At 50.8% G+C, this 15,722-nt stretch carries 10 protein-coding genes; 5 read left to right on the top strand and 5 right to left on the bottom strand.

The window, feature by feature from the left end; all coding sequences use genetic code 11:
* Window positions 1-194: 194 nt before the first annotated feature.
* The 4 genes from ACO0LE_RS04070 to ACO0LE_RS04055 form a co-directional block, all read right to left on the bottom strand.
* Window positions 195-3,836: an indolepyruvate ferredoxin oxidoreductase family protein gene (locus ACO0LE_RS04070; RefSeq protein ID WP_422959132.1), complete on the bottom strand. Its 3,642-nt coding sequence runs from the start codon at window positions 3,834-3,836 to the stop codon at window positions 195-197.
* 748 nt (window positions 3,837-4,584) lie between these two features.
* On the bottom strand, window positions 4,585-6,114 hold the full coding sequence (locus ACO0LE_RS04065) for an ATP-binding protein (RefSeq protein WP_422959131.1): 1,530 nt from the start codon (window positions 6,112-6,114) through the stop codon (window positions 4,585-4,587).
* Entirely contained in the window at window positions 6,107-6,820 is a 714-nt protein-coding gene (locus ACO0LE_RS04060) for a response regulator (RefSeq protein WP_422959130.1), read from the bottom strand. The genes ACO0LE_RS04065 and ACO0LE_RS04060 overlap by 8 nt, the downstream gene beginning before the upstream one ends.
* A gap of 10 nt (window positions 6,821-6,830) precedes the next feature.
* Window positions 6,831-8,144, bottom strand: a complete 1,314-nt coding sequence (locus tag ACO0LE_RS04055; RefSeq protein WP_422959129.1) for an ABC transporter substrate-binding protein — start codon at window positions 8,142-8,144, stop codon at window positions 6,831-6,833.
* A 540-nt stretch (window positions 8,145-8,684) separates the two neighbouring features.
* Between ACO0LE_RS04055 and ACO0LE_RS04050 the strand changes: the two genes are divergently transcribed.
* The 5 genes from ACO0LE_RS04050 (at window position 8,685) to ACO0LE_RS04030 (ending at window position 14,537) form a co-directional block, all read left to right on the top strand.
* Window positions 8,685-9,956 carry a maltoporin gene (locus ACO0LE_RS04050; RefSeq protein WP_422959128.1) on the top strand — a complete coding sequence of 424 codons (1,272 nt, stop codon included), beginning with the start codon at window positions 8,685-8,687 and terminating at the stop codon, window positions 9,954-9,956.
* A gap of 148 nt (window positions 9,957-10,104) precedes the next feature.
* Complete coding sequence (locus tag ACO0LE_RS04045; RefSeq protein WP_422959127.1) at window positions 10,105-11,355, top strand: ABC transporter substrate-binding protein; 1,251 nt, start codon at window positions 10,105-10,107, stop codon at window positions 11,353-11,355.
* Between the two features lie 99 nt (window positions 11,356-11,454).
* Window positions 11,455-12,402: a carbohydrate ABC transporter permease gene (locus tag ACO0LE_RS04040; RefSeq protein ID WP_422959126.1), complete on the top strand. Its 948-nt coding sequence runs from the start codon at window positions 11,455-11,457 to the stop codon at window positions 12,400-12,402.
* On the top strand, window positions 12,392-13,267 hold the full coding sequence (locus ACO0LE_RS04035; RefSeq protein WP_422959125.1) for a carbohydrate ABC transporter permease: 876 nt from the start codon (window positions 12,392-12,394) through the stop codon (window positions 13,265-13,267). Before ACO0LE_RS04040 ends, ACO0LE_RS04035 begins: the two co-directional genes overlap by 11 nt.
* A gap of 127 nt (window positions 13,268-13,394) precedes the next feature.
* Window positions 13,395-14,537: an ABC transporter ATP-binding protein gene (locus ACO0LE_RS04030; RefSeq protein WP_422959124.1), complete on the top strand. Its 1,143-nt coding sequence runs from the start codon at window positions 13,395-13,397 to the stop codon at window positions 14,535-14,537.
* Window positions 14,538-14,756: 219 nt separating this feature from the next.
* On the opposite strand, the gene ACO0LE_RS04025 is transcribed toward ACO0LE_RS04030, so the two are convergent.
* Entirely contained in the window at window positions 14,757-15,692 is a 936-nt protein-coding gene (locus tag ACO0LE_RS04025; protein WP_422959123.1) for a LysR substrate-binding domain-containing protein, read from the bottom strand.
* Window positions 15,693-15,722 lie beyond the last annotated feature (30 nt).

Here is a 15,722-nt window from a genome sequence, read left to right as displayed (position 1 = left end):
TTTTTTAAAAATTCTCAACAACCAATCCGCACTATCCATGCGGCTTTTCAGCCCAAAATGCCTGAGAAGCCACGTCAGTATTGCGGATGGCACTAAAGAATATATAAAAACTGCTCATATTCGTCTTCCCGCAAGCATTTTGCTGGAAGATGAACATCTAAAACAATTTAGACAATTCAGACAATTCAAACACCTCAGGCAGCGCGGGTAATCTCGCCAATCACAGGTGCTTTCGGCTTTTGCAACAGACGTGCCTGTTCAGCATAGTAGTTTTTCATGGCTTTTTCTTTGACATGACCAAAACCACGAACGTGCTCGGGCAAATTGGCAAGGGCGATCGCTTTCTCCAGATTGTCTTTGTTTAATCCACTCAGCAGGTTCGTGATCGTCTCACGATAATTGACGATCAGGGCGCGCTCGGCTTTGCGCTCATCCGTGTAAGCAAAGAGATCAAGCTTGCTGCCGCGCAGGCCTTTGCATTTTGCCAGTAGCTTAAACGCCTGCCAGACCCAGGAACCATATTGCGCTTTGATCAGATGACCCTGGCCATCTTTTTTCGATAACAGCGGCGGCGCCAGATTGAATTTCAAAGAAAAATCGCCTTCAAACTGTTGCTTCAGTTTGTCGGTAAATTGGCCATCGGTGTACAGACGTGCCACTTCATATTCATCCTTGTAAGCCATCAGCTTGAATGCATACTTCGCCACGGCAGTTGCCAGTTTATTGCCAGCACCAAGCGCGGCTTCGGCTGTGCGAACCTGACTCACCAGAGCTTGATATTGCTGAGCGTAGCCAGCATTCTGATAAGCCGTCAGATAGTCCACGCGACGCTTGATCAGGCTGTCCAGACTTTGCGGCATCTGCACGATGACCGGCGATGACGGGATCGCAATTTTTTCTACTTTTGCTAGGTCAACGGCAGCACGGCGACCCCACAGGAAGGCTTTTTTATTCGACTCAATCGCAACGCCGTTTAACTCGACGGCGCGCATCAAGGCCGCTTCGGAAACCGGGATGGCGCCTTTTTGGTAGGCGAAGCCGAGCATGAACAGATTCGTCGCAATCGAATCGCCCATCAGAGCAGTTGCTAATCGGGTGGCATTGATAAAATCGACCTTGTTACTGACCGCCTCAGCAATCAGTTGCTCAACCGATTCTGCGGGAAACTGCCAGTCAGGATTTTTGGCGAAAGGACCGGTTGGCTGTTCATGCGTATTGACGACGGCTCGAGTGCGACCAGCACGCATCTTCGAGATCGCATCATGCGCACCGGCAGTCAGCATGTCACAACCCAAAATCAGATCGGCCTCGCCGGTCGCGATACGCTGCGCACGCAAACGCGCGACGTTGTCGGCAATACGGATATGGGACGTCACCGAGCCATTCTTCTGCGACATGCCGGTCATATCAAGCACGGACACGCCTTTACCCTCCAGGTGCGCCGCCATGCCGATCAGGGCACCAATCGTAATCACACCAGTACCACCGATACCATTCAACAAGATGTTGTACGGTGCTGCGCAGGCTGGCAATACCGGCTCTGGCAATCCGCCGAAATCATCGGTCTTGGCAGTTCCGGTTTTCGACTTGCGCAAGGTGCCGCCTTCTACCGTCACAAAACTTGGGCAGAATCCTTTGACGCAGGAATAGTCCTTGTTGCAGGAGGATTGATCAATCGTGCGCTTGCGACCGAATTCAGTTTCCAGCGGCATGATGGAGGTGCAGTTTGATTGCACGCCGCAATCACCGCAGCCCTCACACACGGCTTCGTTGATAAACATGCGCTGGTTCGGATCAGGGAATTCTTTTTTCTTGCGACGACGACGTTTTTCAGCGGCGCAGGTCTGGTCATAGATCAGCACAGTCGCCCCTTCGATTTCACGTAATTCTCGCTGTACGGCGTCCATATCCTTGCGGTCATGCAAGGTCAAAAAGTCGGGCAAATTAGAGCGGTCAGCGTATCTCGATAAATCCTCGGTCACCAATGCGATCCGCTTCACGCCTTCCGCCGCCATTTGCTGTGCCATCATCGGCACCGTGATGGTGCCATCGACGGGTTGTCCGCCTGTCATGGCGACGGCATCGTTGTACAAAATTTTATACGTGATATTGACTCTGGCAGCGACCGCGGCGCGGATTGCCAGATAACCCGAGTGGAAATAAGTACCGTCACCCAGATTCTGGAACACATGTGGCAAAGTCGAGAATGCCGCTTGTCCTATCCATGGCGCCCCTTCGCCGCCCATGTGCGTAGTGAGCTTATTAAATTCGGGGTAAATCGCAGTCGCCATCACATGGCAGCCAATCCCTGCCAGCGCGAGACTGCCCTCAGGCACTTTAGTTGAGGTGTTATGCGGACAACCGGAGCAGTAATACGCCGGACGTGGCGGCGTGTTCACGTCCTTGTTCAGCACCACATCTTTTGCTTCTAAAAAAGCCAGACGCGCTTTGATCAGATCGCTGGTGTAAGGTGACGGAAATAAGCGGGCAATTCGTGCCGCGATGACACGAGCAATTTGCGCGACGGAGAAATCCGCCTTCGATGTCAGCAACCAGTCGCCACGTGGATGAACCCATTCGCCTTTTTCATCGAACTTACCGATCACGCGTGGACGCACATCGTCACGCCAGTTATAGAGTTGCTCTTTAAGTTGATATTCGACCATCTGGCGCTTTTCTTCCACCACCAGAATCTCCTCCAGTCCTTGCGCAAATTCGCGCACGCCGTCAGGCTCCAGCGGCCATGGCATCGAGACTTTATAAAGACGAATACCGATCTCAGCGGCGAATTGTTCATCGATACCAAGTTCTTCCATCGCCTCAAGTACATCAAGGTAAGACTTACCGGAAGCCACGATACCGAGCTTGGCATGCGGGCTATCGATGGTGGTGTGATTCAGCTTATTCGCACGGGCATACGCCAGCGCTGCATAGATTTTGTAATCCTGCATCAGCGCTTCTTGCTTGCGCGCCTGTATCCCCAGCGTATCCAGCGACAGACGGGCATTCAATCCGCCTTCCGGCATCACAAAATCGGAGGGATAGACAATCTTCAGGCGGAAGGGATCGGCATCCACCGAGGAGCTGGATTCAACCGTATCTGCCAGCGCTTTAAAACCGACAGCACAACCGGAGTAGCGGGACATGGCCCAGGCATGCAAACCCAGATCCAGGTATTCCTGCACATTGCAGGGATAAAGCATGGGGATCATGCAGGCCGAAAAAATATGGTCGGACTGATGCGGCAAGGTCGATGAGTACGCGCCGTGGTCGTCACCGGCAACCAGCAAGACACCGCCGTGTTTCGAAGTACCGGCATGGTTCATATGTTTGAAAACATCACCGCAGCGATCTACACCGGGGCCTTTTCCGTACCACATCGCAAACACGCCATCGTATTTGGCAGGGCCGATCAGATCGACGGTCTGTGTTCCCCAGACTGCGGTTGCTGCCAGATCCTCGTTCACACCCGGAACAAATTTAACGTGACTATCTTCGAGTAATTTTTTGGTTTTCCACAATGTTTCATCCAGCCCACCCAAAGGCGATCCGCGATAACCGGAAATGAATCCTGCAGTGTTCAGGCCTTCGGCCAGATCGCGCTGGCGCTGTATCATCGGCAAACGGACTAAGGCCTGAATGCCGGACAAAAATATCGTGCCGCTATTCGACGTATATTTATCATCGAGCTTGACGTCATTCAATTTGACCTGAGGTAAAGCGGGGGAATTCGGGGTTGCGGTGCTGTCTGGTGCGGATGATGCAGGCGATGCAGGCGCTCCAGAAGTTGAGGCGGACGTGAGTCCAGCAGACTCCATCGTAGGGTCAGATGACATAGTGGCTCCAAAATTTGTGATTTAGATCGCAAAGAACATGAGTCGTGTCCGGTAAGACACAAGTTTGCTCGTCACCTATAGCGAGGTATCGGGTATAGGTTAGTTTGCGTTGGCTGAGATAGCAGCCATTTTATTCGAATCCGGTAAAAAATTCGATGTCAATCGGGCACGAAAGCGTACGAAAAAGCAAATTCTGCATTGCTCATAACAAAGCAACATCTTGCTTATGCCACCGCTCAACAGCTAGTCCAACTGCTGCTCGCCCGCCAGTCACCGGCTTCACCGAATCAAAGCAATATCAAAAGAAGCTTCATGAATTTCGCTGCAGCGCTTCTTCGACTTCCTTTGAAATCTGCTGTGTTCACAGTGTAGGTCGCTAAGATGATTTAGGAAAATACGGAATTAAAATAGGGATATCACAAATACTGATACCCATTACTTATTTAATTCTTTTGTAGGAATCTGGTGTGAGTGTTATATGTCAGGACTTGCGCAAAAACGACAAGTTGCCTGTCACTATCGATATTGAATGCGTAGGCTGGATGCGGCTTCCAGAGGTTTTTCGGGCCAACAGGCGCATTTCGCCTGCGGATTCGTTTTGAGAAATTATAAAAACCCTTGAATCGATATTTCATGGAACCGCGCTCTCCTGCTAATACTGCTAATACTGCTACCCCTGCTTTTCCTCTGTGTCTCAGTGTCTCTGTGGTGAGAGGTCTTAGTTTTTTGCGTAAGTCCGTATGCGAGCTTATGCGTCGCGCTCTGTTGAGTGCGAGACCAAAGCATCATGCCGCCCCGGCAATAGGATCGTTGCAATCAAACCGCCCTCAGGATGATTTTTTAACTGTAATTCACCCTCGTGTGCCTGCACGATACTGCGGGTAATGCCCAGGCCTAAGCCCATGCCTGCCGCATTCTGATGGCGACCATGCTCCAGCCTGACATAAGGTTCGAATAAACTCGCAAACGCATCTTCAGGCACACCAGGTCCGTGGTCGCGGATCTCAATCGCGATTTTGTCTGCCTGCTCAACAACATGGATCTCGACTTGCTTGCCGTAGTGAATTGCATTGTCCAGCAAATTACCAACCGCACGCTTGATTGCCAGCGGCTTGGCAAAAATGGTCAGGCCGGACTCGTTAAACGAAATTTCATGGCCCGCCAGATGCGCGCCTTTTACCATGCGTCCCAACAAGGCATCGAGACGTATTTCGGTAGGATTTTCGTAAATATCACTGTCTTTCACGCATTGCAGTGCGCCCTTGACCATCATATCCAGCTCATCCAGATCGTCATGAAACTCAGCACGGACTGCGTCATCGTCAAGTAATTCGGTCCGTAATTTTAAGCGCACAATCGGTGTACGTAAGTCATGTGAGATCGAGACGAACAGACGCTCCCGATCGTCAATATATTTCTGGATGCGCTCACGCATTTCACCGAAGGCACGTGCGGTTTTGACAAACTCTTTACTGCCGGTCTCTGGCAATGGCGGCGCATGCTCACCCTTGCCAAAAGCTTGTGCCGCCTCAGACAAAGCTGCCAGCGGACGCGTGGTCCAGCGCACGACGAGGATCGACAATACCAGCACCGCAGCCAGGGACATCGCTTGTAGCAGCACACGGTCAGGAGAAAAAGGATCACCGCTTTTGAAGAAATAAGGATTCGGCATCAGCGTCGCCATATACAGCCAGCGACCATCATCCATTTCTGTCTGCAACACGAGTATCGGCGCGGGATTGGGTTCGGTGATCAGAATATGTTGTACCCATTTTTCCGGAACTTCACTGATCAGCGATCCGTCATCAGAAACCACCAGATCGGTAGGCCAGGCAAATCCTATGTGTAGCTTGGATAACTTGGGCAACTCCTCTTTGAGAGAGGTTTGTATCTGCTGTACCGCCAATGTGGTGAGCCGGTTATCCGTCATCTCTCTGAGCTTAACGGGTTGCTGGTTGATATTCACGAAAAACCGGGTACCGCCCATTTCGCGGAATAGCTGGATGGTCAGAGGTCGGTAGTTTGAAGGCAATCCAAAAAAATAACGCATAGTCGAGGCCGCACTACGCGCGACGTGCTGCGAAGATGCCTTAGTTTCGGCCTCAGATTCTATACGTACCTGAGAAGTCCAGAAAGCGTTACCGACAACCTGGGTCAGCATGACACCTGCCACCATCACCACTGTCAGACGTCCGAGCAAAGACTGCGGAAGAATGCGGTGTAACAGGCGCTGAGAAAGAGACGGGCTAAGAGACGGACCAGGAGAGGAACTAGGCATGAGTACTGACGACATCGGCAGAAAAAACATAGCCGGCACCACGTACCGTCTTAATCAATGCAGGCTGCTTGCCATCGTCATGTAGGCGCAGACGCAGGCGGCTGATCTGTACATCGAGCGAGCGGTCCAGCGGCCCCGCATCACGGCCACGCGTCTCTTCGCACAGCACATTACGGTCAAGAATATCGCCGGGATGTTCCACAAAATATTTTAATAATTGAAAATCCAGGCCGGTCAGTGCAATCACTTCGCCATGACTGTCGCTGACGGTACGTTCCACTGTGTCGAGAGTAAATCCGACAAACCGGTAGTAGCGTGGCGCAGTAGCATTTTCATTGCGTGTACGACGCAGGATTGCCTTAATCCTGGCGAGTAGTTCGCGAGGGCTGTAAGGTTTTGCAATGTAGTCATCGGCACCGAGTTCCAGACCGACAATCCGGTCCGTTTCATCAGAGCTGGCGGTGAGCATAATGATAGGTACATTCGAACGGTTTCTGACTACCTTGCATAAGGCAAACCCATCTGTGTCCGGCAACATCACGTCTAGAATGACTAATGACAATTCATCAGCATAGCGCTGAAATTCAGTCAAAAACGATTCGCCGTTGTGAGCGAGTTTGACCTCATATTGATTTTTTTCCAGATACGCTTTCAACAAGGTTCTGGTTTTTTGGTCGTCATCGACCACGAGTATCTTGCGTGTCATGTTGTGCTGTCTAAGTTTTTTTCAGTGACCGGGCAATCGCACCGAGGCGACGTTGTGTATCACTTACGGTAATTTGGTCATCCATAAAAAAGCGATAAATCTCCGCGATGATCGCATCTTTAGAAATTTCATCGGTCGCCATGCGGTGCGCCAGACTTGGTACTTGCGCGGCACTGCCGCGGGCAAATAATTTCCACGAGGTGCGGGCACAACTATCCATTTTGCTCATATCAGGATTACGTAAAACCGGCACCGATCCTTTGATCTGATTGTAATCTCCCTGCACAGCAGGCGATAAGACGATCTGCGCCAGTTTTTCTTGAGCGGCTTTGTGGGAACCGTCTCCCGCCAGCATGACCAGAGTATCGATATCGTAGAGATGATAATTCTCGGTCTGAGGTACCGCCATACAGGCAAAACCGACGTCCGTCGCCAGTCCCCATGCATTTAGTTCTGCCTTAACCCAATCGCCCATCACCATCATCGCGGCACCGCCGTCGGCGAATTGCCTTGCCAGCTCATTCCATGAACGATCTTGCACCGGTGCTGCCATCCATTTTTTCATGGAACGGAAGCGCTTTAAGGCTTGGCCGAAACGCGGATCTAAAAAACCGGACTGCTCTTTTTTAACAAAAATATCGTTATAAAAACCAGCACCGGCTTCCGATAACACCAGCGTCTCAAACAAGGTCGCAAGTTGCCAGGGTTCGCTGCTCTGAGCCAAGGGAACAACACCTGCTTGTTGTAATTTTTTTGCTGCAATTTCAAACTCGTCCCAAGTCTCAGGGAGGGCTAAGTCGTATTTTTTGAATAGTTTGCGGTTGACGAATAGGGTATTGATACGGTGAATACCCAGCGGTGCAGCGACCACATGGGCCTTAGACTGAGTCAGAGCCCAGACGCTGGGAAAGAGAATTTTGTCCCACTTGTTATTGCTGCCTACCGCATCAAATTCCAGCAACAAACCAAGTTCTGCCCACTCACCGATCAAGACGCCGTTGAGTTGCGCCACTTCTGGTGCATTACCGAATAAGACGCGACTTTTCAGGACAATCCCTGCACTGACACCGGATCCGCTGGGGATCACTGCGTCACGCCAGACGATGTTTTCTTGCGCGAGTTTACTGGCCAGAAAATCGACAGCCTTATGCTCACTAGTGGATTTCCACCAATGCAGTACCTGTAATGAATCCGCCCATGTTGATGAGCTCGCCACCATCAGCAAAATGAACCAGGTCACCACGCGCAGCACTTGTCTCCATTGCGGGCGGGAAGAAGATATGCATTCTGTGAAGGGCAACAATCTTGTATTTGCTGTTTGCACCTGAGGGTCCTTCCGGAGTCCTTCCGGGTCTTCTTTGTCTCGGCACAGACTATAGCCGATGTGAATGTTGTTGCGAAGGTAAATAAGCATCGATATTTGTAATGAAGTGTGAGCTTACGTTGCATTTTATTGCAAGCCCGGAAATGCCTCCAAGAGTGAGCTGTTTCCCTATGAACAGTTGTCAAAATCTGCATGACATCACGACAATTTTTAAAAATGACAACGTAAAGTTATGTAACAAGACCTCTTACCGCAATTTTTAACTTTTTCATATAAATCAATCACTTAACATCTAATCAGAGCGCAAACCACAGTCAGGTGGTGACACATATTCTGCAATGTTAATGTCTGCTCGCCGCAACAAAATGCAGCAATACCGTGAGAAGTTCCAGCACGCGTTTTGCGCAAATGATGGTCAGAAAATTCAGGCAGCCATCAGCAACAAATGAATACCTAACCGGGATACACCGGGAATGACCGCATGCTCAACAGCAGCGTCAGCTTGCTAGCGAGCGATTAATTTATAACAAAGGAGACATTATGACCAAGGCCGTATCTCGTGCTGCCCTCAAAGCATTACCCCTCGCAATTTCCCTCACGTTGTCCGCCGGTCTGGCACATGCCAGCGACGCAGAAGGCGAATTCCATGGTTACTTACGTGCTGGTGTAGGTTCCAGCTCCGAAAAAGGACCGCAAAGCTGCTACGACCTAGGTGGCAACACCATGAAGTATCGCCTCGGCAATGAATGCGATAGCTATTTCGAAGGCGGTTATACCAAAGAATTGGCAAAATCCGACAACGGCGTGAGCTGGGTTGGCACACTGTGGATTGATGCTTACAAAAATGGTTCTGACTTCGGTAATGCCAAACCGGAAATCGCCAAAGCTTATGTCGAGGCCAAAGGCCTGGACTTCCTGAACGGCGGTACGGCGTGGATCGGTAAGCGTTACTACTTCCGTCCTGATATCCATATGCTGGATTTGCAATACATTAATCTGAACGGTACAGGCGGCGGCTTTGATAAAGTCGGTGGTTTCGGTCCGGGTAAATTAGGCTATGCCGTCTTCAAAGACAATGACACAAATGAGATTGATGCGACAACCGGTAAAGTAAAAAATACCCCAGCTGCTGTACGTCAGAATTTTATCTATGAAGGCGTCCCAGTCAATGAAAATGGCAGCGTCGATATGGCCTTTACCCTGATCAGTGCTCAGGGCGACAATCGCCACAACGGCTGGCAGTTCTCGGTCTTCCACAAGCAGGATAAAGTCTTTGGCGGTGCAAATACCTTCGGTATTCAGTACGGCGTTGGTCCGGGTACCGGTATTGGCGGCCCTTGCTGTGATCGTATTGGCAGCTCAGGTAGCACAACGCTAGGCTCAGACGTGACACGCTTGCGTATTTTTGATAACTTGGTCATTCAGCCGACAGCGCAATTCAGTACAGAGTTTATTGCATTGATGCAGCGTGACAAATCTGATGCCCAAGGTTCATCTACCTGGACAACATTAGGTGCAAGACCGGTGTATGCCTTGACCAAGAACTTCAAACTGCAAGCAGAAATTGGCACCAGCCGTGTTACACAGCCAAATGGCGGCGATGCGTTGCGCTTGACCAAATTAACGTTTGCCCCGACGCTGTCTATGGGTGAAGGCTACTGGTCACGCCCTGAGTTACGCGCCTTTGTGACCTATGGCAAATGGAATGATGCAGCAACAGCCGCCGTCAATGCGAGCAATAACTCAGGTCCGGTCTATGGAAGCAAGACTAGCGGCACATCCGTCGGTATTCAACTCGAAACCTGGTTTTGATTTGAATAGTTGACAGAACCACGGGTTCAGTCAGACAAAATAACAAAATTAAACGGGAGGGAGCGTGGTACTGCGCCTCCTTCCCGCATATCCAGATCAATCTCATTGCGAACAAGTCAAAACGTCGCAAACAATGGAGAAGACAATCATGAAACTGAAACAAATCGTTCAGGCAACAATGGCAGTGACAGCACTGATCGCTGCCACTGCTCAGGTTCAGGCAGCTGAAGTCGAAGTGTTGCATTACTGGACTTCCGGCGGTGAAGCAAAATCCGTCGCCGAACTGAAAAAAATGATGGAAGCGAAAGGCGTGACCTGGAAAGACTTCGCGGTTGCCGGTGGCGGTGGCGAGAACGCTATGACTGCATTGAAAGCCCGTGTCATCGCCGGTAGCGCACCAACCGCCGCACAGATTAAAGGTCCATCGATTCAAGAGTGGGGTAAAGAAGGTGTTCTGGCGAATATCGATGCCGCTGCAAGCGAAGGCAAATGGGATGCGAATTTGCCGAGGGTCGTTTCAAATATCATGAAATACCAGGGTCACTATGTCGCAGCGCCAGTCAATGTGCATCGCGTCAACTGGTTATGGGTCAACCCGGAAGTACTAAAAAAAGCCGGTGCAAAAGCCCCTGGTAACTGGGATGAGTTTTTTGATGCTGCCGACAAGATAAAAAAAGCCGGCATGATCGCGATCGCCCATGGTGGTCAACCCTGGCAAGATGCGACGGTATTTGAATCTGTTGCGCTGGGTGTAGGCGGTGCCGACTTCTACAAAAAAGCCATCGTTCAGCTCGATCAGGCGAGTTTGACTGGTCCGACGATGATCAAGACGTTCGATACGCTGGCCAAGATCAAAACCTACATCGACAAAGATGCTGCAGGTCGTGACTGGAATCTGGCAACCGCGATGGTCATCAATGGCAAAGCGGGTATGCAGTTCATGGGTGATTGGGCCAAGGGCGAATTCACGGCGGCTGGCAAAGTCGCAGGTAAAGATTTCTTATGCCTCGCTGCGCCGGGAACCGACAAGGCGTTCACCTTCAACATCGATTCGCTGACGATGTTCAAGGTAAAAGACGACCAACAAAAGTCCCAACTGACTCTGGCCAGCGCAGTGATGAGTCCGGAATTTCAGGAAGTATTTAACCTGAACAAGGGTTCGATCCCGGCACGGGCTGGCGTGTCCCGCGCCAAGTTTGATAGCTGCGCACTCAAATCCATGGACGACATGGATGCGACGAGCAAGAGCGGTGGTCTGGTACCAAGTTTCGCCCACGGTATGGCAATTGATTCTGCCAAGGCTGGCGCGATTCAGGACGTGATTGCGAAGTTCATGAACTCCACCATGACGTCTCAGGCTGCGGTACAAGCTTTAGCCAAAGCGGCAAAAGCGAAGTAATCTGAAAAAATTGGACGTCGGCTAGGCTGACGTCCAACTTAAATATGTATAAGATCAATCAGACGATGTATGCCCATCTGATCGATCCGGAGATTTTTGATGTCAGCGTCTTCCCCCGCAACACCGGGTGTCTCACCCAACAGCAGCCCACGTAAAAGTCCACACGGCTTTGCCAGTTTCGCCGATGTCTGGCTTCCGCGCATCGTATTGTCACCCACCATCATCGCCTCCCTGATTTTTGTGTACGGTTTTATCGGACTGACCGCGTATTTGTCTTTGACAGAATCCCGCCTGATGCCGAACTACACGTTGTCTGGATTCTCGCAATACGTCGCTTTATTTGATATTGACCGCTGGTGGGTATCTGCCAGCAATCTCGGTATTTTTGGTGGACTGTTTATTTTGATCTGCCTGGTAGTCGGCTTGTTACTCGCTGTATTTCTTGATCAGCGTATCCGTGTCGAAGGTGCGTTGCGGGCAATCTATCTGTACCCGATGGCGCTATCGTTTATCGTGACGGGTGCGGCCTGGAAATGGATACTCAATCCCGGGCTTGGACTGGAAAAAATGGTAAGAGACTGGGGGTTTCCGAACTTCACTCTGGACTGGCTGGTTGACTCCGATATGGCAATCTATACCGTCGTCATTGCCGGCGTATGGCAATCATCCGGTTTTGTCATGGCCTTATTTCTTGCAGGTTTGCGCGGCATTGACGACAGTATTATCAAAGCCGCCATGGTAGACGGCGCGAGTCTGCCGACTATCTACCGCCGTATCGTCATTCCATCCCTGCGTCCCGTATTCTTCAGCGTATTGCTGGTGTTGTCGCATATTGCGATCAAGAGTTTTGATCTAGTGATGGCACTAACTGCTGGCGGACCGGGTACGTCATCAGATGTTCCGGCGATTTTTATGTACCAGTTTTCTTTCACCCGCGGACAACTTGGCCTGGGTGCTGCATCTGCGATGATGATGCTGGCAACCGTACTAGCCGTACTGGTTCCCTTGATTTATCTTGAAGCAAAAGAGGCGCGACATGCACGCTAATTCGTCAACATCATCCGGTGTGCGGCTGGGTCGTATTGCTATCTATGTTTTGCTGGTTTTTTGCGCTCTGTATTATCTGGCGCCGCTATACGTCATGGTCACGACCTCATTGAAATCCCTCGATGAAATTCGTAGCGGTAATCTGCTTGATATTCCTTTACATCCGAATACAGCTGCATGGGCCAAAGCCTGGGGTGGTGCCTGCACTGGCGTGCAATGCGAGGGACTGGCACCCTATTTCTGGAACTCCGTAAAGATGGTGATTCCAGCTGTGCTGATCTCGACCTTTGTCGGATCGGTGAACGGCTATATCCTGGCGCACTGGCGTTTTCGCGGGTCTGAAATCGTCTTTACCGCACTAATGGTCGGCTGTTTCATCCCTTTTCAGGTGGTGATATTACCGATGGCCCGTCTACTTGGCCTGATGCATATGGCAAACACGACTTACGGTCTGATCCTGGTACACATCATCTACGGTATTGCCTTCACCACCTTATTTTTCCGTAATTACTATGTATCGGTACCCGACGAATTGGTGAAAGCTGCAAGGATCGACGGTGCAGGTTTTGGCATGATTTACTGGCGTATTATTTTGCCGCTTTCTTTACCGATTTTTATGGTGTGCTTTATCTGGCAATTTACCCAGATCTGGAACGACTTTTTATTCGGCGTGGTGTTTGGCGGCTCAGATGCGCAACCAATTACGGTGGCGTTAAATAATCTGGTGAATACCTCGACCGGTGTGACGGAATATAACGTCAACATGGCGGCGGCCATCATTGCAGCTCTGCCGACCCTGGTCTTGTACCTGGTCGCCGGTAAATATTTTGTCAGAGGTCTAACTGCCGGTGCTGTGAAGGGCTGAGGCTGAGGCTGAGGCTAATACTCAAGCACCACACTGATACATCAATCAATATCAATCAAAATAACGTCGTGAATGGCTAGTGCCTGACAAAATCGACGACAACACATAGTTTCAGGAGACAGCAGGAATGGCAAGTTTATCGATACGCAACGTACGCAAGGTTTATCCAAACGGTGCAGAGATTTTAAAAGGCATTAATTTAGAGATAAAAGAAGGCGAATTTCTGATCCTTGTTGGCGGCTCCGGCTGCGGTAAGTCTACCCTGCTGAATATGATCGCCGGACTGGAAACCGTGACAGAAGGAGAAATCTGTATTGGTGACCGCTGCGTCAATAATGTGCCGCCAAAGTCACGGGATATTGCGATGGTGTTTCAGTCCTATGCCTTGTATCCAACGATGACCGTCAGAGAAAATATTTCGTTTGGCCTTGGCATCCGCAAGGTGCCCAAAGATGAGCAAAAGCGCATTGTTGAGCGGGTTGCCGAGACATTACAGATGACGCATCTGCTGGACCGCAAACCCGCTCACTTATCTGGAGGACAGCGTCAGCGTGTCGCGATGGGGCGGGCAATTGCACGCAACCCTTCACTGTTTTTATTTGATGAGCCACTATCGAACCTAGACGCTAAGCTGCGCGTAGAAATGCGTGCTGAAATCAAGCTGATGCATCAGCGTCTGGGTACAACCACAGTCTATGTCACGCATGATCAGGTCGAGGCCATGACGCTGGGAGACCGCATTGCCGTGATGAAGGACGGTGTCGTGCAACAGTTTGGCAGCCCGCAGGAGATCTACGATCAGCCATCGAATATGTTCGTAGCGGGTTTTATCGGATCGCCCTCAATGAATTTTTTACGCGGAAAGCTCGTCAGCGATACAGGACATGTCGCGTTTATGCTGGAGCACGCGGGGAAAACGACCCTCCTTCCTTTGCCAGAAAAATTAGCTCTGTCCCTGAAAAAAAATCTAGCTGGCAATGCGCCTGCCGACATCATTCTCGGAATCCGGCCTGAGCATGTCACAGATGCCGTCAGCGCACGCCGCTCTGAAACCGCAGATGGCTACCTTCCGACTGAGGTTGCCTGCGTAATTGAACTGACGGAGCCAACAGGCCCGGATACGCTGGTGTTCTCTAGCTTCAACGGAGCAAGAATCACCTGCCGCACCCACCCGCGCGCAGCGGCAGTGCCAGGTCAAACAATGCGTCTGGCATTTGATCTTTCTAAAGCAGTATTTTTTGATGCAGTGAGCGAGCTGCGGCTGGCTTGAGGCGAAGGATGTGAGATCCGTATTAGAGCCTGGCTTATAATAAATATTAGAGAATTTCTAAAATTGAATCCGCATTCCGGATGCGGATTTCGGAGGCATTTCGTGCCAGAAGGCGCATCCAGACTGCGGATTCGCTTTAGCGAATGCACCGCGTTCTGGCATCACTATGCGCTATTCAGCGTTAACTAAAACATCTGCAATGGCATCAACATCCCCGAGCTAAGGTATTAAATTCGTCGTCCCCAGCCACTTACCGCTGACACAAAGCTCGCGGGTCACGGTCAGCACCAGATTCTCGACAGCAATTGCAGCGTTGGTCAGAGGAATATTTTTTGAAGCACAGAGAGTCACGGTGCGCGATAGCTGTACGTCGCTGATGGATGAAGCGCGCATCTCGCCGCGCTCAATTTCTGCGAGCAACGGCGACACGGGTAAGATGGTTGCGCCCATATCCGCCATTAACGCAGACTTCAGAATCGCGATTGAGGTGATGTCAATGACATGATCAATTTGCTTGCCTTGCTGCCTGACGACCTGTTCTATTCGGGGCCGGACGCCATGCTGCATACTGGGCAAAATCAAGGTCGCCTGTAACGCCTTTTCCAGGGTGAGGCTTTTACGCTTGCAGGCGAATTGGGAATCGCTGCGGGTGATATACATCAACTCTTCCTCTACCAGCGGCTTACTCGCGAAATTTCCCAGCTGACCATCGTCAAATAAGATAGCCAGATTTAATCGCCCTGAACGCAACTGCTCGGTCAGGTTGCCGGTTAACTCTTCGGTCAACTGAAAAACAATATCCGGATAAGCGGCGCGGACTGCTTTGAGCAAAGGGAAAGCTAAGGCGCCGGACGCGCTTTGCGGTATGCCGAGCGCTACTGTGCCTGTGGGCTTGTCTGTCGATTGTGCAACAGCGGATTTGGCATCACTGACTTGTTTAAGTATAGCTTGGGCATGCTCGTAAAACAGTTTGCCGGCATCGGTTGCCTGCATGCCTTGCGCTGAGCGATGCAGCAACAACGTGCCTAATTCCTCTTCAAGCTGCTGTAGTTGCTGGGTCAATGCGGGCTGTACGATATGCAGCACGCGCGCCGCACGGGACAAGGAACCATGATCGACGATGGCGACGAAATAACGGAGTTGGCGGAGTTCCATGCAATTTATCCGGCTAGTTGTGGCCAGCTG

It is taken from the genome of Undibacterium sp. Xuan67W (assembly GCF_049340165.1).
Taxonomy (GTDB): domain Bacteria; phylum Pseudomonadota; class Gammaproteobacteria; order Burkholderiales; family Burkholderiaceae_D; genus Undibacterium.
The sequence above is the reverse complement of the archived record's forward strand: the minus strand, read 5'-3'. Positions and strand labels throughout refer to the sequence as shown.